Annotated in this window: 15 protein-coding genes and 1 CRISPR repeat array; of the genes, 11 read left to right on the forward strand and 4 right to left on the reverse strand. The window is 62.9% G+C overall.

Features of this window, described 5'->3' with window-relative positions; translation table 11 throughout:
* The 3 genes from F8S13_20100 to F8S13_20110 all read right to left on the reverse strand — a co-directional run.
* Nucleotides 1-592: sulfoxide reductase heme-binding subunit YedZ (locus tag F8S13_20100; protein KAB8141110.1), on the reverse strand; the 592-nt coding region annotated here is incomplete at its 3' end.
* A 2-nt stretch (nucleotides 593-594) separates the two neighbouring features.
* On the reverse strand, nucleotides 595-1,551 hold the full coding sequence (msrP, locus tag F8S13_20105; protein KAB8141111.1) for a protein-methionine-sulfoxide reductase catalytic subunit MsrP: 957 nt from the start codon (nucleotides 1,549-1,551) through the stop codon (nucleotides 595-597).
* 28 nt (nucleotides 1,552-1,579) lie between these two features.
* Complete coding sequence (locus tag F8S13_20110) at nucleotides 1,580-1,957, reverse strand: hypothetical protein (GenBank protein KAB8141112.1); 378 nt, start codon at nucleotides 1,955-1,957, stop codon at nucleotides 1,580-1,582.
* Between the two features lie 160 nt (nucleotides 1,958-2,117).
* On the opposite strand from F8S13_20110, the gene F8S13_20115 reads away from it, so the two are divergent.
* The 9 genes from F8S13_20115 to F8S13_20155 all read left to right on the forward strand — a co-directional run bounded on the left by F8S13_20115 (nucleotide 2,118) and on the right by F8S13_20155 (nucleotide 11,224).
* A complete protein-coding gene (locus tag F8S13_20115; GenBank protein KAB8141113.1) occupies nucleotides 2,118-2,810 on the forward strand; it encodes a response regulator transcription factor in 693 nt (230 codons plus the stop codon).
* Nucleotide 2,811: 1 nt separating this feature from the next.
* Nucleotides 2,812-4,080: a HAMP domain-containing protein gene (locus F8S13_20120; GenBank protein KAB8141114.1), complete on the forward strand. Its 1,269-nt coding sequence runs from the start codon at nucleotides 2,812-2,814 to the stop codon at nucleotides 4,078-4,080.
* Between the two features lie 446 nt (nucleotides 4,081-4,526).
* The gene (locus tag F8S13_20125; protein ID KAB8141115.1) at nucleotides 4,527-5,603 is read left to right on the forward strand and encodes an ATP-binding cassette domain-containing protein; all 1,077 of its coding nucleotides are present in this window, start codon (nucleotides 4,527-4,529) and stop codon (nucleotides 5,601-5,603) included.
* Entirely contained in the window at nucleotides 5,587-6,423 is an 837-nt protein-coding gene (locus tag F8S13_20130) for an ABC transporter (GenBank protein KAB8141116.1), read from the forward strand. Before F8S13_20125 ends, F8S13_20130 begins: the two co-directional genes overlap by 17 nt.
* A gap of 14 nt (nucleotides 6,424-6,437) precedes the next feature.
* Entirely contained in the window at nucleotides 6,438-7,496 is a 1,059-nt protein-coding gene (locus tag F8S13_20135) for an MFS transporter (GenBank protein KAB8141117.1), read from the forward strand.
* A gap of 12 nt (nucleotides 7,497-7,508) precedes the next feature.
* Entirely contained in the window at nucleotides 7,509-9,803 is a 2,295-nt protein-coding gene (locus F8S13_20140; GenBank protein KAB8141118.1) for a molybdopterin oxidoreductase family protein, read from the forward strand.
* Between the two features lie 16 nt (nucleotides 9,804-9,819).
* Nucleotides 9,820-10,443 carry a 4Fe-4S dicluster domain-containing protein gene (locus F8S13_20145; GenBank protein ID KAB8141119.1) on the forward strand — a complete coding sequence of 208 codons (624 nt, stop codon included), beginning with the start codon at nucleotides 9,820-9,822 and terminating at the stop codon, nucleotides 10,441-10,443.
* Nucleotides 10,440-10,946, forward strand: a complete 507-nt coding sequence (locus tag F8S13_20150) for a Rieske 2Fe-2S domain-containing protein (GenBank protein ID KAB8141120.1) — start codon at nucleotides 10,440-10,442, stop codon at nucleotides 10,944-10,946. Before F8S13_20145 ends, F8S13_20150 begins: the two co-directional genes overlap by 4 nt.
* The gene (locus F8S13_20155) at nucleotides 10,946-11,224 is read left to right on the forward strand and encodes a hypothetical protein (GenBank protein KAB8141121.1); all 279 of its coding nucleotides are present in this window, start codon (nucleotides 10,946-10,948) and stop codon (nucleotides 11,222-11,224) included. Before F8S13_20150 ends, F8S13_20155 begins: the two co-directional genes overlap by 1 nt.
* A gap of 178 nt (nucleotides 11,225-11,402) precedes the next feature.
* Nucleotides 11,403-14,327: direct repeats of the CRISPR family, unit length 37 nt; unit sequence GTTTCAGTGCTCAATCGTGAGCCGATGGGACAGAGAC.
* Between the two features lie 359 nt (nucleotides 14,328-14,686).
* Here the strand turns inward: F8S13_20155 and F8S13_20160 are convergent.
* A complete protein-coding gene (locus F8S13_20160) occupies nucleotides 14,687-15,853 on the reverse strand; it encodes a NarK/NasA family nitrate transporter (protein ID KAB8141122.1) in 1,167 nt (388 codons plus the stop codon).
* 448 nt (nucleotides 15,854-16,301) lie between these two features.
* Between F8S13_20160 and F8S13_20165 the strand changes: the two genes are divergently transcribed.
* Both F8S13_20165 and F8S13_20170 read left to right on the forward strand, forming a co-directional pair.
* Nucleotides 16,302-16,904, forward strand: coding sequence for a hypothetical protein (locus tag F8S13_20165; GenBank protein KAB8141123.1), 603 nt, complete (start codon nucleotides 16,302-16,304; stop codon nucleotides 16,902-16,904).
* A 156-nt stretch (nucleotides 16,905-17,060) separates the two neighbouring features.
* Nucleotides 17,061-19,892 (forward strand): DUF4157 domain-containing protein, encoded by a 2,832-nt coding sequence (locus tag F8S13_20170; protein KAB8141124.1) that lies wholly within the window; start codon nucleotides 17,061-17,063, stop codon nucleotides 19,890-19,892.
* Nucleotides 19,893-20,066: the final 174 nt, after the last annotated feature.

Here is a 20,066-nt window from a genome sequence, read left to right on the forward strand (position 1 = left end):
CCACGGTGCGGCGCACCAGGGGCAGGCGCAGCAGCAGCAGCAGGGCGAGGGCCGCGCCGAACAGCAGGGCCTGGCGCGGATCCTTCGAGAGCCAAAGGAAGTGCAGCACCGCCAGCGCCGCCGCCGCGTACACCAGCCGATGCAGCGGCTTCCAGCGCTTGCCCAGGCGGCGCATGGCCCAGCGGGTCGAGGTGGCCGCCAGCGGCACCAGCAGCCCGAAGGCCGCCAGCCCCGCCAGCACATAGGGCTTCTCCAGCGCCCCGTCCACGATCAGCCCCCAGTGCAGCCCGTAGTCCAGCCCGGCGAAGGTCAGCAGGTGCAGACACACGTACAGGAAGGCGTACAGCCCCAGCGGCTTGCGCAGCGCCCCCGCCAGCTTCCAGCCCGTCAGCGCCACCACCGGCGTGCAGGCCAGCGACAGGATGAGCAGCACCAGCGCGGGCTTGCCCGTGCGCGCCGTGATATCTTGGATCGGGTTCACCGACAGCTGCCCGCTGGCCGCGTCCCACAGCAGCCACGCCAGCGGCAGCAGCGCCAGCGGGTGAACCAGCCAAGTGAGTTTTGGCTTCACAGTGCCTCGCCTCTCGTTCATCGCTAGAAATTGGCCCGCAGATCCATGCCCGCGTACAGCGCCGCCACCTGCTCGGCGTAGCCGTTGAACGGCAGCGTCTCGCGCCGCGACAGCTCGCCGATCCGCCGCTCGCTGCGCTGCGACCAGCGCGGGTGCGGCACATCGGGGTTCACGTTGGCGTAGAACCCGTACTCGTTGGGCGAGGACCGCATCCACAGCGAGGTGGGCTGGTCGGCCACCAGCTCGATCTTGGTGATGGCCTTGATGCTCTTGAAGCCGTACTTCCAGGGCACATGCAGCCGGATGGGCGCGCCGTTCTGCACCGGCAGCGACTGGCCGTACAGCCCGGTGCCCAGCAGCGCCAGGTCGTGCATGGCCTCGTCGAGACGCAGGCCCTCGACGTAGGGCCAGGCGAAGTAGGCGTCCTGCTGCCCGGGCATCTGCTCGGGGGCCATCACGGCCTGGAAGCGGACGTAGCGGGCCTCGCTAGTCGGCTCGGCGGCGGCCAGCAGCTTGCGCAGCGGCACGCCCAGCCAGGGGATGACCATCGACCAGCCCTCGACGCAGCGGTGGCGGTAGATGCGCTCCTCCTCGCCAAACTGCTTCGCGAGGTCCTCGACCGCGTAGGTCGTGGGGTTGCGCACCAGGCCGCCGACCTCGACGGCCCAGGGGGTGGTGGGGAAGCCCTGGGCGAGCGCGGCGACGCGCTCTTTGTCGGTGGTGAACTCGTAGTAGTTGTTGTAGGTGGTGATCTGCGCGTAGGTGTTGAGCGCATCGCCCCGCTCGTCTTTGGTTGCGCCCGAGCGGGTGGTGTGGGTCGCCACGCCGGGGATGGCGGCATTGGGCTGGCTGGGGCTGGCCGTCGGGCCGCAGGCGGCCAGCAGCCCCGCCCCGCCCGCCAGCGCCGCCGCACCCCGCATGAACTGCCGCCGCGTGCGGTACACCGCCTCCGGCGTGATCTCCGAGCTTGGTATCTTCATAGCTACCCCGATTCGTTAGCAGGCCGAATTACATCTTTGGTTCGGCGGTCTCGTCCATCATGGGCTCGGCGGTCTTGTCCATCATGGGCTCAGCGGTCTTGTCCATCATGGGCTCAGCGGTTTTGTCCATCATGGGCTCAGCGGTCTTGTCCATCATGGGTTCGGTGGTCTCGTCCATCATGGGCTCAGCGGTCTTGTCCATCATGGGTTCGGTGGTCTTGTCCATCATGGGTTCGGCGGTCTTGTCCATCATGGGCTCAGCGGTCTTGTCCATCATGGGCTCGGCGGTCTTGTCCATCATCGGCGCTGCCGTGGCTGCGCTGGGCGGGGTGGTCTGGGTGCCGGTAGTGCCGCAGGCGGCCAGCAGGAGGGCGGTAGCAATGGTGAGCATGTAGCGTTTGTGCATGACAATCTCCTATACTCTCTTCCAACTGATAGCGCAAAGCGTACTCGGCAAAACCAACATGGTCATAACCGTATCGCGTAAGATCTCTGTAAGATCTCCGTTATCGCCACGTCATCATATCTATGCTATGGTATGCTCCAAAATGAGTATGGAAACATCTATGGCAAATGAACTGATTTTAATCGTTGACGATGAGCCGACCATCGTGGAGGTGGTCTCGCTCTACCTGGGGCGCGAGGGCTACCGCACCGCCACGGCTGGCGATGGCGATACCGCGCTGGCGATGGTGGCGCGCGAGCGCCCCGATCTAGTGGTGCTCGACCTGATGCTGCCGGGCATTAGCGGGCTTGATCTAACCCGGCGGCTGCGCGAGCACGACGCCATCCCGATCATTATGCTCACCGCGCGTACCGAGGAGGCCGACCGCGTGGTGGGGCTGGAGCTGGGGGCCGACGACTACGTGAGCAAGCCGTTTAGCCCGCGCGAGCTGGTGGCCAGGGTGAAAGCGGTGCTACGGCGCACCCAGGCTACCGCCGCGCCCAGCGAGGACATGCTGGCGGTCGGCGCGCTGCGGCTCTACCCCGCCACGCGCAGCGTGCTGCTGCAGGGCGCTCCGGTTAACCTTACGGCCCGCGAGTTCGATCTGCTGGCCTTCCTGATGGCCCACCCCGAGCAGGTGTTCACCCGCGAGCAGCTGCTCGACCAGGTGTGGGGCTACACCTTCGCCAGCGACCTGAGCACGGTGACGGTGCACGTGCGGCGGCTACGCGAGAAGATCGAGCGCGACCCAGCTAGCCCCGCGCTGCTGCAGACGGTTTGGGGCGTGGGCTACAAGCTGCGGGGGCAGAGGTGATATGCTGACACACGACCGCAGATTATTTATGCGCCAGATGCTGGTGGCGCTGGGCGCGGCGCTAGCGGCGGCGCTGGCTATGGCCGCGCTGCTGGCCAGCGCGTGGCTGGGCGCACCCACCGCCGACCGCGTGAGCCTGCTGTGGTACCTGTTTGGCTCGGGCGGTATCTCGACCCTGCTGGGTCTGGCGGCGATCTGGTGGCTCCAGCGCGGCCATGTGCGGCTGTGGCTTCAGCTGGCCTGCACCTTTCTGCTGGGGGTCGGCATCGCCATGCTCAATATCTTCCTCACGGCAAACCTGATGTTCCTCTCGTCGCACGATCTGCCGCTGCTGGTGCTGCTGCTGCTGTTTGCGGCCATCATCTCGGTGGGGCTGGCCTATACGCTGGCCCAGTCGCTGGCGCGGCGGGTGACGGCGCTGGCGCGTGGGGCGCAGCGCCTGGCCGAGGGCGACCTGCAGGCCCGTGTGCCAGCCCCCGGCAGCGATGAGCTGGCCCAGCTGGCAGAGGCGTTTAACGCGATGGCCGACCAGATCGCGGCCAGCGCCGCCGAGCGCGCCCAGGCCGAGCAGGCCCGCCGCGATCTGGTGGCCGCGATCTCGCACGACCTGCGGACGCCGCTGGCCTCGCTGCGCGCCATGGCCGAGGCCCTGAGCGACGGGGTGGTGGCCGAGCCTGCGGCGGTGGCGCGCTACCACGATGCGATGTGCGGCCAGATCGGCCAGCTGAGCCACCTGATCGACGATCTTTTTGACATCGCCCAGATCGACGCTGGCGCGCTGGAGTTCCAGCTGCGCCGCGTGGCGACCGCCGAGCTGCTGAGCGACGCCACCGAGGGGCTGCGCGCATCCGCCGAGGCCAAGGGCGTGGCGCTGCTGGTCGAGTCGCCCGCCCACCTGCCGCCGGTGCTGGCCGCGCCGCAGCACATGGAGCGCGTGCTGGCCAACCTAGTGGCCAACGCGCTGCGCCACACCCCGGCTGGCGGCAGCGTGCGCCTGCGGGCGGTGGCTGCGCCGCCCGATGTGCGCTTCGAGGTGGCCGACACGGGCGAGGGCATCGCGGCGGATGATATGCCGCATATCTTCGAGCCGTTCTATCGCGGCGAGAAGTCGCGATCGCGCCACACCGGCGGCGCGGGGCTGGGCCTGGCGATCGCGCAGCGGATTGTGCGGGCGCACGCGGGCGCGATCTGGGCCGAGAGCCAAATCGGCGAGGGGAGCACCTTCTACATCAGGCTGCCCGCCGCCCTCGACCACGCGAGCACTGAATGAGCGGGAGGCAGGGGCCCGAGATGTTGCTGGCGCTCGGCGAGGGCTTCCCGTACGTTCAGGATTGTGCAGCCCGGGAATTGAGGATGCGGCATATGCTCTTCGCTGAAGCCGCGTTGGGCGTTTGTAAGCCCACCGTGCTGCCTCGTTCATAGGGTATAGCACTCTATAAGCATCTTTGAGCGTATGCAAAACCAATAGTAACTTACAGAAAAATATGTGCACAAAGACCGATCTTTCAATATGAGGATCGGCTCATCAATATGTATCAGGGTATTGGCCAGAATAGATGCTTGCTGGTAATGCCGGTAATGATCATAGAAAATGATGTATTTTTTGCAGATGATATGGTACAACCTATGCGGTATAGCGGTGAGGGAAAGAAACGCAGTAGACAGCTGTGAATAATCTGTGGTATTAATAGTCATAGCATTTAGGCCCTATCGAGCATGGATGCCGCACAAATAGCGGTAAGATCTTTTGACTATGGGCACTGCTATCTCATGAACCAAGGAGGCTTCATGATCGCCACAGCCCACCTTGCGAAATCCTATGGCCCCACCCATGTGCTGAGCGATATCAGCCTCGCCGTGCCCCAGGGCGAGATCTACGCCCTGCTCGGGCGCAATGGCGCGGGCAAGACCACCCTGCTCAATATCTTGATCACCCTGGCCCAGGCGGATGCGGGCAGCGCCCGTGTGGCTGGCTTTGATGTGGCCACCGCCGCGCTGGAGGTGCGCCAGCGCATCGGCGTGACCTTCCAGGAGCCGTTCTGCGAGCGGCTGCTGCGCGGGCGCGATGTGCTGGATCTGCAGGGCCAGCTGTACCAGCTGCCCGCCGCCGAGCGGCGACGGCGGATCGCCGAGCTGGGCGAGATCCTCGCCATCGCCGGCATGCTGGATCGCCCGGTCAAGACCTACTCGGGCGGCCAGGCCCGTCGGCTCGATCTGGCGCGCAGCCTGATGATCCGTCCGCAGGTGCTGTTTCTGGATGAACCGACCGCAGGCCTCGATGCCGCGAGCCGCGCCCAGCTCTGGCAGTATATCCGGCAGCTGCGCGCGCACACGGGCCTGACGGTGTTCCTGACCACGCACCTGATCGACGAGGCCGAGGCAATGGCCGACCGGGTGGGCATTCTAGATGGCGGCAGGATTGTTGCTGAAGGTGCCCCTGAGGAGCTGATCGCGTCGGTGGGCGGGGAGGTCGTGACGGTGAGCGGGGCGGGCGAGCACGGCGGCTTCGTGGCGGCGCTGGCCGACTGCCCGTGGGTGCGCTCGGCGGATGTGGGCAGCGCCGCTGGCGAGCGCCGCATGCGCGCGCACCTGCCCACGCATGCGGCGGCGCAGGGCGCGACCGCCGCCATCACTATTCGCCTCGCTCAGCCTGCGGGCCAAGCGCTGAAGCCCATCATCGAGCTTGGCGAGCGCCATGGCTTCCTGATCGGCGATATTCAGCTCTACCGCACCCAGCTGGCCGACGTGTTCGCTGCCTATACAGGAAGGGAGGACGATGGATACCAGCCTTGAGTCCCCTGCGCGCGCCGCACTAGCCGCCAATGCCTGGCAGGCGTTTGCCCGTGGCGTGGCGGTGCTCTGGCGCAGGCAGCTGCGCGGCATGCTCAGCAGCCCATCCGAGCTTGGCGGGGCGCTGGCCATGCCCATTCTCTGGATGGTGCTGTTCGGCCTCTGCATGGGCCAGACCGTCACCGACCCGGCGCGCACCGGCGGGATCGGCTACATCGCCTTCATCACGCCGGGCGTCATGCTGCTGTCGGCGCTCACTGCGGCGGCCATGGCCGGGGCCACGCTGCTGCTCGACCGGCTGAGCGGCGCGCTCAAGCTCTACCTGATCGCCCCCATCCCGCACGCCGCTGTGCTGGCCGGGCTGCTGTCCAGCGCGCTCACCAAGGCGGTGGGCCAGGGCGCGCTGGTGCTGCTGATGGGCCTGCTGCTAGGCGCGCGGCTGGCCACCGCCGCGCCCGACCTGCTGCTGGCGCTGGCGCTGCTGTGCGCCTTCACCGCCGGGTTCGCCGGGCTGGCCGCCGCATTCGCGGGCCGCGTGCGCACGATGGAGGGCTACCACGGCCTGATCATGCTGCTGAACCTGCCCATGCTGTTTATCTCGAACGCGCTCTACCCCCTGGATGCGATGCCGCCCGTCATCCGCACGCTGGCCTACTTCAACCCCACCACCTACGCCATCGATGCGCTGCGGCACCTGCTGTTTGGCGCGCCCGCCGCCATCGGCCTGCTGCCCGACAGCGGCGCGCTGCTGGCCTTTGCAACCCTGGGCATGGTGTATAGCCGACGGCGCTTCGCACGCACGGTGCGACAGCTGACGACCTGAAAGGAGCGACCTGGATGCGAGGACATCGGCTTGCGGTCGTCCTATCCATGTTGGTGACCAGCATCCTGATGGTGCTGATCTACCTTGGCTCGCGCGGGCTGAAAGATTTTGACTCGGCCCTGATCGGCTACGCCGTGGGGACGCTGGTCGCCGTCGCGGCGCTGGTGTACCGCTACACGCTCTGGGTGCAGCGGCCCTCGACCTGGCGCTACTTCAAGGGCGGCTGGGGCACGCTGCTGGCGGGCCGGACCCGCTGGCGGGTGCTGGCCATGCTGCCCAAGGCACTCTTCACCGACATTCTGGCGCAGACCTACATCCTGCCGCGCGGCAAGCTGCGCTGGTTTGCCCACCTCTGCCTGTTCTGGGGGGTGATGCTCTCGCTGGCGATCACCATCCCGCTGACCTTCGGCTGGCTGCGCTTCACCCAGGTGCCGCCCGAGCGCATGTACCAGGTGTGGGTGTTCGGCCTGCCGCTGGTGCAGTTTCCGCCCGAGGCGCTGGTGGGCTTTGTGCTGTTCCACGCGCTTAACTTCACATCCATCCTCGTGATCATCGGGGTGGTGCTGTTCCTGTGGCGGCGCAACACCGACGCAGGCCTGCTGACCACGCAGCTGTTCTCCTTCGACATGCTGCCGCTGTTCATGCTGCTGGCCATCTCGCTCACTGGCCTGGCGCTGACGGCGTCGAGCATGCTGTGGGAGGGGCACTACTACTGGTTTATCTCGCTGGCCCACCAGGTGATCGTGGTGGTGTGGCTGCTCTCGCTGCCCTTCGGCAAGTTCTTCCATATCGTGCAGCGCCCGGCGACGATCGGCGTGAAGCTGTATCAGAACGTCAGCCACGATATCGACCACTACCAGCAGGGGATGGGCGGGCGCACCGCCTGCGCCCGCTGCGGCGACGCGCTGCCCTCGGCCCAGTTTGTCGCCGACCTCAAGGCTACCCTGCGCGATCTAGGGCAGGACTACACGCTGGGCGAGGCCCATGGCTCGCTCCACGACTACTGCCCGGCCTGCAAGCGCGCCCTGCGCGGCCAGGCCTACTACCAGTATGTTGGCAGGCGCTTTCTCTAGGAGGATGGTGCGATGAGTATCAACAACGATTTCTTCCGCAAAGGCGCAGATAGCACCTACGATCTCCAGTCGGTCGGGCCGGTGCCCTGGGAGACCAACGACCGCATCGCCGAGCGGCTGGTGCCCACCCACTGCTGCTTCTGCGGCGTGCAGTGCGGCATGAATCTGCGCGTGGCTGACGACCGCGTGATCGGCGTGGAGCCGCGCTACTTCCCGCACAACCAGGGCAACCTCTGCCCCAAGGGTATCGTGGCCTACCAGCAGGTTGGCCACCCCGACCGGCTGCTGCACCCGCTGATCCGGCGCGGCGGCAAGGGCGCGCCGCTGGAGCAGGCCACCTGGGAAGAGGCGCTGGCGTTTATCACCCAGCGCTGGCAGGCGCTGCAGGCCGAGCACGGCAAGGACTCGGTCGCGGTCTACGGCGGCTCGTCCATGACGAACGAGAAGTGCTACCTGGTGGGGAAGTTTGCCCGCGTCGGCCTGGGCACGCGCCACGTGGACTACAACGGGCGGCTGTGCATGTCGTCGGCGGCGGTGGCCTACGCCAAGGCCTTCGGCCTGGATCGGGGCACCATGCCCATGCCCGATATCGCCCTCGCCAAGTGCATCCTGGTTGTGGGCGCGAACATCGCCGAGTGCTTCCCGATCGCGACCAACTGGGTCTGGAAGGCCCGCGACAACGGCGCGCGGCTGATCGTGCTCGACCCGCGCGAGACGGCGACCGCGCGCACCGCCGACCTGTGGCTGCCGGTGCGGCCCGGCACCGACCTGGCCGTCACCAACGCCATGCTGCGCCAGCTGATCGTAGATGGCTTCGTGGATGAGGCCTACCTGGCCGCGCGCGCCAACGGCTGGGAGACGGTGCGCGAGTCGGTGATGGCCTACACCCCCGAGCGCGCGCAGGAGATCGCGGGCGTGCCGGCCCAGCGCATCGTGCTGGCGGCCCGCATGTATGGCGAGGCCGACCCCTCGCTCATCCTGCACGCCCGTGGGCTGGAGCATAGCAGCCACGGGGTGAACAGCGTGCTCTCGCTGCTGAATATGGCCCTGGCGCGTGGCATGTTCGGCAGGCCCGGCGGCGGGGCGATGACGCTGACCGGCCAGGGCAACGGCCAGGGCGGGCGCGAGCACGGGCAGAAGGCCAACCAGCTGCCTGGCTACCGCCATATCGACGTGGAGGCCGAGCGCGAGGAGGTCGCGGCGATCTGGGGCATCCCCGCCGCCGAGATCCCCCAGGCGGGCGCGGCGGCGACCGAGATGATCCACCTGATGGATTCGGGCGCGATCAAGAGCTGCCTGATCCTCTGCTCCAACCTGATGGTCTCGCTGCCCGACATCCACACCGTCGAGCGCGCGCTGCGCAACCTGGATCTGCTGGTGGTGATCGATTTCTTCATGTCGGAGACCGCCGAGCTGGCCGATGTGGTGCTGCCGTGCAGCGTGTGGTGCGAGGATGAGGGCACCACCACCAATCTTGAGGGGCGGGTGGTCAAGATCAACCGCGCCGCCGACCCGCCCGGCGAGGCCCGCCGCGACTGGGAGATCCTCAGCCAGCTGGCCGAGCGCATGGGCCGCGGGCAGTACTTCCCCTACGACTCAGCGCGCGCAATCTGGGATGAGCTGCGGCTCGCATCCAAGGGCGGCGTCGCCGATTACTCGGGCATCACCTGGGAGCGGATCGACCAGGAGCAGGGCATGTTCTGGCCCTGCCCCAGCGAGGACCACCCCGGCACGCCCCGCCTATTTACCGAGCGTTTTGCCCACCCCGATGGCAAAGCGCGCATGTTCGTGGTCGAGTACCAGCCGCCCGCCGAGGAGCCGAGCGCCGATTTCCCCTTCCGCCTGACCACCGGGCGCGTGGTCTACCACTACCTGAGCGGCAACCAGACGCGGCGGCTGGGCTTCCTGAACGATAAAGCCCCCGAGCCGTGGGTCGAGATCCACCCGCAGGCCGCCGAGCGGCTGGGCATCGCCAACCACGAGCGGGTGCGGGTGGTCTCGCCGCGCGGGGCCATGGAGCTGAAGGCGCTGGTGGTGCCCACCATCCGCCCCGACACGCTGTTCATCCCCTACCACTACGGCCACCGCGCCGCCGCCAACCTGCTCACCAGCCCGGCGGTCGACCCCACGGTGAAGATCCCCGAGTACAAGGCCTGCGCCGCCCGCATCGAGAAGCTGGACGCCCCCGCCGCAGCCGAGGGCGGGGTCGCCCGCGAGAACTTCACGCCCTCCACCACGCCGAAGATGTTCCCCTACGCGGTGGGCGAGGTGCAGGACCGACCTTCCAAGGATGGAAAGGCTTTCTGAGCGGAGAGGAGCAGGTATGGCGATCAAGACGCTATTTATCGACCCGTCGCGCTGCATCGGCTGCCGGGCCTGCGAGGCGGCCTGCCGCGAGTGCGATAGCCACAAGGGCGAGAGCATGGTGATGGTCGACTTTGTCGATCGTGGGGCGAGCGTGGCCACCCAGCCGACCGTCTGCATGCACTGCGCCGACCCCGTCGCGCCGTGCGCCCAGGTCTGCCCGGCGCAGGCAATCCTGATCACCGAGGAGGCGGTGGTGCAGAGCGCCGACCCGTCGCGCTGCATCGGCTGCCAGAACTGTGTCTACGCCTGCCCGTTTGGCGTTCCCAAGTTCGATATCTCGGCGCGGCTGATGAAGAAGTGCAACCTCTGCTACGACCGCACCGTGCGCAACCAGCAGCCCTGGTGCGCCCAGGCCTGCCCGACCCAGGCGCTGTGGTATGGCGACTACGAGGAGTTTGTCGCCAAGCGCAAGGGCCACCCGGTTCGCGACTTCGGCTTCGGCCAGCAGGATGTGCGCACCCGCGTGTTTTTTGTGATGCCCGAGGAGATCCAGCAGATCGATGTGGCCGAGAAGCTCCGCAGCATCGCGGCGGAGCTTGGTGATGGTGCCGCGCGCACCGAGGAGCCGTGGATCGTATGAGCACGACCGATGACCCCAAGCCCGACCAGCGCGCCTGGCGGCGCGAGTTCCCCTACCGGCTGGATGAGGATGCCTTTGTCTCGCGGCGGACGCTGCTGCGCTTTGCCGTCTACGCCTCCGCCGCGCTGTTCTCTGGCACGGCGGTGCTGACGGTGCTCAGCGCCATCACGCGCCGCGTGCGCGGCGCGCCCACGCCGATCGCGCGGGCCAGCGAGGTGCCCCAGGGTACGGCGCACTACTTCGCCTACCCCGATGCCGACGATCAGGCCATGCTCATCCACCTGCCCGACGGGCGCTTTGTGGCCTACAGCCAGAAGTGCACGCACCTCTCGTGCGCGGTCTACTACCAGCCCGAGCACGAGCGGCTGTACTGCCCGTGCCACGAGGGCGTGTTCGACCCCACCACCGGCGAGCCGGTCGCCGGGCCGCCGCAGCGCCGCCTGTCGCAGATCGTGCTCCGCCAGGAGGGCGACCAGCTGATCGCCGTCGAGGAGGTGCCCTGATGCGCGCCGCCGAGCCGCCCCCGAAGTATCGCGACCCCCGCCCGCAGCCCCCGCGCGACGAGCCGATTACCCCAGGGCGTCAGGCGGTGGTGATGATGATGCTGGCGATAGGGATTCTGCTGCTGGCCATCCAGCTGTGGCTGCTCACCATCGCGCTCGACCTCTACCTCGCGGGCAGGGGCGAGTCGGTCTGGCTGACCTGCCTGTGCTCCGGGCTGATCTTCCTGGGCGGCCTGCTGGTGATGCGGCTGCTGGAGCGCCAGGACTGGCCGCGCTAGCGGCGGGCGGAAGGTAGAAATCCTAACTTATAGCTTCCACAGCAGAGTATGGGCGCGTATCGCGCCCATACTCTGCTGCATTATGGTGTGAATTGGTGCATGTTCGGCAGAGATGATACCCACGCCGCCCGTTGAACAGGAATCCGCCCTAGTCGATCGCTGTCATGCAGCCACGATAGTTTGAGTGTTCAATCGTGAGTCGATGGGACAAAGACCGGTCGGCCATCCATCAGCGGCATCATCACCGTCGTATTTCAGTGCTCAATCGTGAGCCGATGGGACAGAGACGTGGTTGCCGCACTATCATGCGCGATCTCATTCGCTGTTTCAGTGCTCAATCGTGAGCCGATGGGACAGAGACCACCTCGTAGCGCGGCACGCGGCGTTTGACCGGAGTTTCAGTGCTCAATCGTGAGCCGATGGGACAGAGACCAATGCTACGAGCTCTCGCAACATCTTCGCAATTGTTTCAGTGCTCAATCGTGAGCCGATGGGACAGAGACCCGGGTACCAGTTGTACCTGGCTAACAAGTTCGGTGTTTCAGTGCTCAATCGTGAGCCGATGGGACAGAGACGCTATTGATGCGCCGCTGGCCGTTCTTGATCACGAGTTTCAGTGCTCAATCGTGAGCCGATGGGACAGAGACCCACGACCTGGCCGGTTCACACGAGCGGAATCGTGAGTTTCAGTGCTCAATCGTGAGCCGATGGGACAGAGACGCGACTTTCTTTCCGGATTTACGCGGCTTCCATGCTGTTTCAGTGCTCAATCGTGAGCCGATGGGACAGAGACTGGCCCAGCAGGCCCCGGCCACGACCGGAGAGGCGTTTCAGTGCTCAATCGTGAGCCGATGGGACAGAGACTAACCTTGAATGTAGGCATGTCTCGCTCCTTACTAGTTTCAGTGCTCAATCGTGAGCCGATGGGACAGAGACCAATGCTACGAGCTCTCGCAACATCTTCGCAATTGTTTCAGTGCTCAATCGTGAGCCGATGGGACAGAGACCCGCAGGCTTCGCTTCTCGTCATCGTAGCCCATGTGTTTCAGTGCTCAATCGTGAGCCGATGGGACAGAGACTCGGCATCGCGGCGCAGCTGTAGGAGCGGACACGATGTTTCAGTGCTCAATCGTGAGCCGATGGGACAGAGACGCAGCAGGAACCACGGAGAGAGCCGATAGAGCGCAAAGTTTCAGTGCTCAATCGTGAGCCGATGGGACAGAGACCGCCGTCAACCTCGTGCGCTGCACTGGACTCGGCGTTTCAGTGCTCAATCGTGAGCCGATGGGACAGAGACTTGATGTCCTGTAAGACGTTTGCTAGTACCTCTTGCGTTTCAGTGCTCAATCGTGAGCCGATGGGACAGAGACACGAGCGCCACATCTGAGCAGATCGCGCAAGCCAGTTTCAGTGCTCAATCGTGAGCCGATGGGACAGAGACCCCGGACGAAAAACTCATAGCTGCCCTCCTCGCCCTGTTTCAGTGCTCAATCGTGAGCCGATGGGACAGAGACCAGCGATGCTGACGCATTCCGCATTTTGGTTGCGCTGTTTCAGTGCTCAATCGTGAGCCGATGGGACAGAGACTCGAGCGTGACGCTCGCGATGGGGGCGGCCTGGGGGAGTTTCAGTGCTCAATCGTGAGCCGATGGGACAGAGACCTGCAGAACCTGCTCAACCTCGCCGTCACCATGCTGTTTCAGTGCTCAATCGTGAGCCGATGGGACAGAGACTCGCGGCACATGCACAGCAAGATGATCGGACCATGTTTCAGTGCTCAATCGTGAGCCGATGGGACAGAGACCTGCAGAACCTGCTCAACCTCGCCGTCACCATGCTGTTTCAGTGCTCAATCGTGAGCCGATGGGACAGAGACTTCGTTCGGAACGCCTGAGCAAGCCCAGGACGCGGCGTTTCAGTGCTCAATCGTGAGCCGATGGGACAGAGACAAGCGGCAGCATCTTGACCTTGCCGGTCCAGTACGTTTCAGTGCTCAATCGTGAGCCGATGGGACAGAGACCGCTGCGGGCAATGATGCCGAGCGGCAGGCGGCGGTGTTTCAGTGCTCAATCGTGAGCCGATGGGACAGAGACCGCGGCTTCCCGCGCTTGACCGGCTGATCTTGCTGTTTCAGTGCTCAATCGTGAGCCGATGGGACAGAGACCTGGAGAGCACCAACACTCGGTGTGAGATCTCGGTGTTTCAGTGCTCAATCGTGAGCCGATGGGACAGAGACTCATCGCTGCCGCCGCGTCGCCCGCACTGGTGGCGTTTCAGTGCTCAATCGTGAGCCGATGGGACAGAGACTCAGCTTATAAAACATCCCCCGGCTGATGCCCAGCTGTTTCAGTGCTCAATCGTGAGCCGATGGGACAGAGACCTGAGAGTAGCGCCCCGCTGCGAGTGTGTCTTACTGTTTCAGTGCTCAATCGTGAGCCGATGGGACAGAGACGATTCGTAGACAGCGCTGGTGTCGCCTGGGCGAACGGTTTCAGTGCTCAATCGTGAGCCGATGGGACAGAGACGTAGGGTTTGCATGGTTTGCATGATCGCCCTCGCTGTTTCAGTGCTCAATCGTGAGCCGATGGGACAGAGACATCAAAGAAAGCTGGCGGCAGCAAAGTATCAAGATGTTTCAGTGCTCAATCGTGAGCCGATGGGACAGAGACCCGAGGCGGAACACCGCCGCATCGTGGTCATCGCCAGTTTCAGTGCTCAATCGTGAGCCGATGGGACAGAGACCAGCTTGTCCGCGCCCGGCAGCTGGCCGAGCACCGAGTTTCAGTGCTCAATCGTGAGCCGATGGGACAGAGACATCGAGCTGTAGCCAGGGTATCCCCGGCGCAGCAGCTGTTTCAGTGCTCAATCGTGAGCCGATGGGACAGAGACGCCTCGCTCACAGTCGGAACAGTCGGGGCAACCTGTTTCAGTGCTCAATCGTGAGCCGATGGGACAGAGACCATCCACGACCAGGTCGCAGGCCGCCAGCGTGCGCGTTTCAGTGCTCAATCGTGAGCCGATGGGACAGAGACCTCGCGATTGTGCCTGTGTTTTTCCTCTGGCGATGTTTCAGTGCTCAATCGTGAGCCGATGGGACAGAGACCCACATACTGCATAAGGCTTTAGCCAGAGGTGGTGTCGGAAAAGGGGTGAATCGGCCCTCCTGGCCTATTCTAGCAGGTCGATTCCAAACGATCAATAGGGTGTTTCCTCACCGCTTTCGAAACTTGTTTTCTGTTCCAGAACCGTGTCAAGTTGCGAAACATTGCCGTGGGCATCTCCATGCCCTGAAGCAGGATGGAAATGCCGACACTGTCTGGCCTACCGCATCGGTTTGCCCCATTGCTGGCATGATTTGCGAGCGCGTGCGCCAGCCGGGGCATTTTTGTGGCGGGCGCGCTCGCATGAACAGAGGATGGGCGCATATTGCGCCCATCCTCTGTAGCTGGTACCGCTGGCGTGTTAGGTGGACGCGGCGCGCAGCTGCCGCTCGTTGAGCACGAGGCAGACGACGGCGACCACGCCCAGCAGCACAAAGCCCAAGCTATACCCGCCGAGGCTCTGCCGGACTGTGCCCATCACCAGCGGCGGGAAGAAGCCGCCCAGCCCGCCAGCCGCCCCCACCAGGCCGGTCACCACGCCGGTGCGCCCAGGGAACCACTGTGGCACCAGCTTAAATACCGCCCCGTTGCCAAGGCCGAAGAACAGCGACGCGGTCAGGCAGGCGATCGTCAGCGGGATGAGCGCCGTGCTGATCGCCAGCGCCAGCGCCACCAGAGTCACCACTAGGAAGACCACGCGCAGCACCTGCCCGCCGCCAAAGCGGTCGGCGAGCCAGCCGCCCAGCGGACGACCGGCGGTTGCCACCAGCACGAACAGAAACACGCGGTTCCCTGCCTCCAGCGGGGTGATCTGGTAGAGGTCTACCAGCATCTTTGGCAGGTACAGCGAGAAGGCCACAAAGCCGCCGAAGGTGAGGAAGTAGAATAGGCTGAGCAGCCAGGTGCCGCGCTCGGTGCGCATGATATTGAGGCTCTGCGCTAGGGTGGGCGGCGGCCCAGCGCCCCTGGGCGCGTCGCGGGCCAGCAGCCAGAACACCCCGGCCATGGCCACATGGAGCGCGGCGAAGGCGAGGAACACCGCAGGCATGCCCAGGCTCTGGGCGATCTGCGGTGCCGCGCGGGCCGCCAGCGCGGTGCCGATATTGCCCGCGCCGTACACGCCGAGCGCAAAGCCCTGGCGCTCGGGCGGGTAGTGCCGCGAGACAAACGGCACGCCTACCGCGAAGCTCGCGCCCCCGAGGCCCAAAAACAAGGCGTCCAGCAGCAGCAGCGGGTAGCTAGTGCTGATGCTGGTGAGCAGCAGCACCGGCACCATGCCCAGCAGCAGCATGGTGAAGATCCTGCGCCCGCCATAGCGGTCGGTCAAGATCCCAAGCGGGATGCGCAGCAGGGAGCCAAGGATAACCGGCACCGCGATCAGCAGGCTGGTCTGGATCTCGCTGAGCGCGAGCTGGCCCTGGATCCGCGATGCCAAGGGGGAGAGGAGCGACCACCCGGCAAAGGCGACCGCAAAGGCCAGCGTTGCCATTGTCAGGGCCAGGGCTGGAGATCCATGCCGAAGGGTCATAGGGTCCTCCTTATACCATACCTGGGCGAACTCTGGGGTGATATCAGGTGCGCTCATGCTCGCCGCGTGAGGCACGCGCTTCTATACCATATCATATCTATGTGGCCAGAAGAGATGCAATCTCATGAGAATTGCTACCCGTTGCTCATGTGCCTTCTCTTGCTACGTCATCTTGCCTAGAGCGGTGTTGTGTTCTTTGATTATACTAATGTAGCTATTATCAATGAGTGGCACTTGGCCTGGTGTCTGTTCTTGGCCAAAGCTGCAGCTGTGATTTTCCCAGAGAACGCTGGTGTAAGACCATCTACTGGTCGGTGTTCGGGGGATAGGCTACTTTAGAAAGAGGAGCGCGATGCTGCGAGATGAGCTAGCATCTTATCTTTTTGATGGGCGGCCGCACATGCTTGCCGAGCCGGTGGCAATGTGGCTGGCCGCATCGCGACCGTTTATGGCGTTCGCGACGACCTACCGCGACAAGATCCGCAAGAAGCTCCGTGCGGCGCAGGGGCATGAGGGCAGCCTTGACCTGCGGCTTGAGCTGGAGACGGCCTTTCTGCTGCTGCGCGAGCGAGCGCTGGGCCTGGTCTACGAGCCGCAGCCGCCGGTGCACGCGCGCGGGCCTGATTTTGCCGTCACCTATACCACAAGCCTTACCTTTATGCTTGAGGTGACTAGGCTGCGTGCCGATTCTGGATCTTCCCGACCGGTGCTGATTGAGCGCGTGGGGCAGTCGATTGCCAGCAAGCTCGTGCAGCTGCTGCCCAACCACAGCAACGCGCTGCTGATCGGGGCCGCTGGCCTGGCGCTTACCGCGGGCGATCTTCAGGCGGCCATGCTCCATATCCAGCAGCGGGCCGAGGCGAACGACGAGCCGTTCTTGCGACGACACCGCTTTCGCGACCGAGCCGACTTCTTCCGGCACCATCAGCGGCTGAGCATCATTCTTGTGCGTGGCTCCGGCGGGCCGCTCGTCAGCTGGGCTAGCCCACAGGCTAGGCACCGGCTGCCAGCAAAGGTGCATGCTATCCTTCAGCGCAGCCTAGCGATCTAGCTGTCGTGCCTCTTTCACCTAAAACAAGCTTAGAGAAATAATAAATGAGAATCTGTTGGTGGTGAAAATCCTATGCTGGACAAATAGTAAAGAATTAGTATAGTATAAGCGTGCTTCCCTAACGGAGATCGTAGCATATAGAGGTGAGGCAGGCAGATGCCACGACGCACACGGCACGATGATGCACAGCTACGCGCCACCGAGCCGATGCGCGCCGAGGTGGCACCCTACACCGAGGCATCGACGTTTGCTGATCGCCCATTTGCGCCCCCGGCACAGGAAACTGCCCAGCCCCAGGCGCTGAACGAGTCGTTCTCGTTTGGCAATATCGCCCCCACCGCCGAGCAGGCATCGCGCGGTGCCCGCCCGCCAGCGCCGCGCACCCCAGGGCGCGGCACGCCCGCCGCCCCCGCGCCCAACGCCCCGCCGCTGCCCGCAGTGCCCTTCTCGTTTGGCAGCGTTATGCCCACGGTGCAGCCCTCACTGCGCGTCAGCCGCCCCGGCGACCGCTACGAGCAGGAGGCCGAGGCGGTGGCCGCGCAGGTGATGCGCTCGGTTTCGCCCACGGCGAGCGTGGGCACCCCTGGCCAGGCCGCCGACGACGAGCGCGCTGGCGTGGCCACGCCGCCCGACCTGATGCGCCAGATCGCCAGCCTGCGCGGCGGCGGTCTGCCGCTGCCCGCGGGCGATCTGCGCTTCTTCGAGCAGCGTATGGGGGCGGATTTCAGCCAGGTGCGCATCCACACCGGCGACGCCGCGGCGCTGGCCGCCCGCCAGCTGAGCGCCCGCGCCTTCACGGTGGGCGGCGATATCGCCTTTGACCATGGCGAGTACCGCCCCGGCACCAGCGCGGGCCGCGAGCTGCTGGCCCACGAGCTGGCCCATGTGGTGCAGCAGGGCCGCGCCGCCGTGCGCGTGGGGCCGCGCCAGCCCGACGCCGATGCGCTTGCCCCGCTGCCCACCGCGAAAGACGAGCAGGCCAAGCCCGCCGCTGTGGTCGCGCCTGCGCCTAAGCCCGCGCCCAAGCCCGCCGCTGTGGTCGCGCCTGCGCCTAAGCCCGCGACTGCCCCCGCGCCAAGGCCAACGCCCGCGCCCGTCCCCGCGCTGCCCGCACCGCTGCCCGCACCGCTGCCCGCCGCCGAGCCGCAGCCCGAGGAGCTGGAGGAGCGCGCCGAGGAGCAGCAGGGCCTTGCCATGCCGTCGGCTGCCGCGCCCATCGCCGCCCCCGGCGATGCCGCGCCGCCTGCCGCCCCGCCGCCCGCCGATGCCCCTGCCGCCAACGGCATCGCATCGCTCGCCGCTGCGCCCGCCGCCGATGCGGCTGCCGCGCCCATCGCCGCCAGCCTCACCCAGGGCGATGCGATGGTGGCGCGGGCGGGGAAGAAAAGGAAGGACCCTATAAAAAGGGGTAATTTTGAAGAGGCTATGAATCAGAATGTCGAGGTGTTAGTCAATGATAGGTTGAGTGTTATATTGACAAAGAAAGATATCGTTGCACTAATGCGAAAGATTGGATGGAAAATATATAATAATGCGAAAAATAAACCTATTTCAAGTAATAATACGCCTTTTCAAACTAAATTAGATGATAATGATGTTTTGTCTTCAAAGGTGTATAAAAATACGGAAGATTTTGCTCCAAGTGAAGATCTTGAAGACGATGCCCGTAAAGATAAGGATGAGACACTGCTTAAGGGGGATAAGAACCTAGATAAATCTGTAAATGAATACATCATGAAACATATGAATAAAGCTATTGAAATCGGTGATGATTTTTATGGTGATAAAAACCTAAAAAAGAGCGATATAGATGATAATAAAAAAGACATAGATAAGCTATTACATGATGTAAATATGTGTATATCTAAAGTTATGAATTCATCTATAGATAAAAAGAGTGGTAAGAGTTTGCGTGATGTTAATCATTTCATCGGCGAATTAGATTCGATGAGGGGTAGAGACATTGCGAAAATTTTTAATGAAGAGGTTAATCGTATTATAGATACAGCGATAAAAGCTATAGAGCTGTATAAGGCTCTAGACTCTAGGAAGGTATATATTGATGGTAAGAAATCTTTTATGGATGGCGTTGTTAATATAAGAGAGTCGGGTTTTTTATCAAAAGATCATAGTCATAAAGATGATGTGGACTTATCTCATATAACAAGCATGTTTTATGTTAATAATGGTGTTGTGGATTTTGATTATGCTTTGTTTGCTCAGTTTACTAGGCGTCCTGGATATATTAAACAAGATTATTTGTATACAGATAAAGGAAGGGGGGATTATAAGAATGTTTTGAAGACACTAAGAGAAAATATTGGGAAAGGTTCAGTATCTCTAACCGATAGCCAAATTATGATATGTATAGAAGATCTTCATAGTAATGGGTTAATTCAGCAAAAGGGTTTAAATCGCGAAACAATCAGGACAATGAAAGAGCTAGCAATTCTTTTATTTATGATCGAACCTGCTCGTAATCCAGGTCATTGGGTTTCGCTTTATATGGCTTCAAAAATGATTAAACAAAATAATATGTCGATTGAAGATGCTTTTGCTTCAAGCATTACACCAAATGATGACAATTCAGGTGGTTTGGTTTCTATGTCTATGGAAAAGGCTATTATAGCTAGTAAAACAATAGATATATATCTTCGAGATGCTGATCAAATAGATGGATCAGGGTTAGGCTTGACGGAAGATCAGTGGGGTGAATACATGCCTACTGAAAATGTACCTGCTGAGAACACAGCCAAGGATAAAAAACAGAAGAAATCTTCTAATTGGAGATACGCCATAAAAATGATAAATCGTGATGTTGATCTTTTTATGAATTGGATTAAACCTAATATGAATGATATTGAGGATAATTATAAGTTAGTTAAGAAATCATCGATAGAAAATAAGGATCATCTTCTTTCCGCAGTTGAGGCTTATCTGTTAGAAAATGTTTCAGATATGGTTAGAGGGGAACTTCCTTCCAAATAAGGTGGCGACCCTTTGCCCCACGTCGTGCTGGCCGCTGGAAGGCCTGCGCGATGCTGCGGTGTGCGGCCACATCCCCCAAGAGCGTGCTGGCCGCTATACTGCTGGGGCACGCGAGCGCACGTGATGTTGCTTGCCCCGTAGCGCGCTGTGCTACACCCAGCAAAAAAGCAGCCC

It is taken from the genome of Chloroflexia bacterium SDU3-3, from assembly GCA_009268125.1.
Classification (GTDB): domain Bacteria; phylum Chloroflexota; class Chloroflexia; order Chloroflexales; family Roseiflexaceae; genus SDU3-3.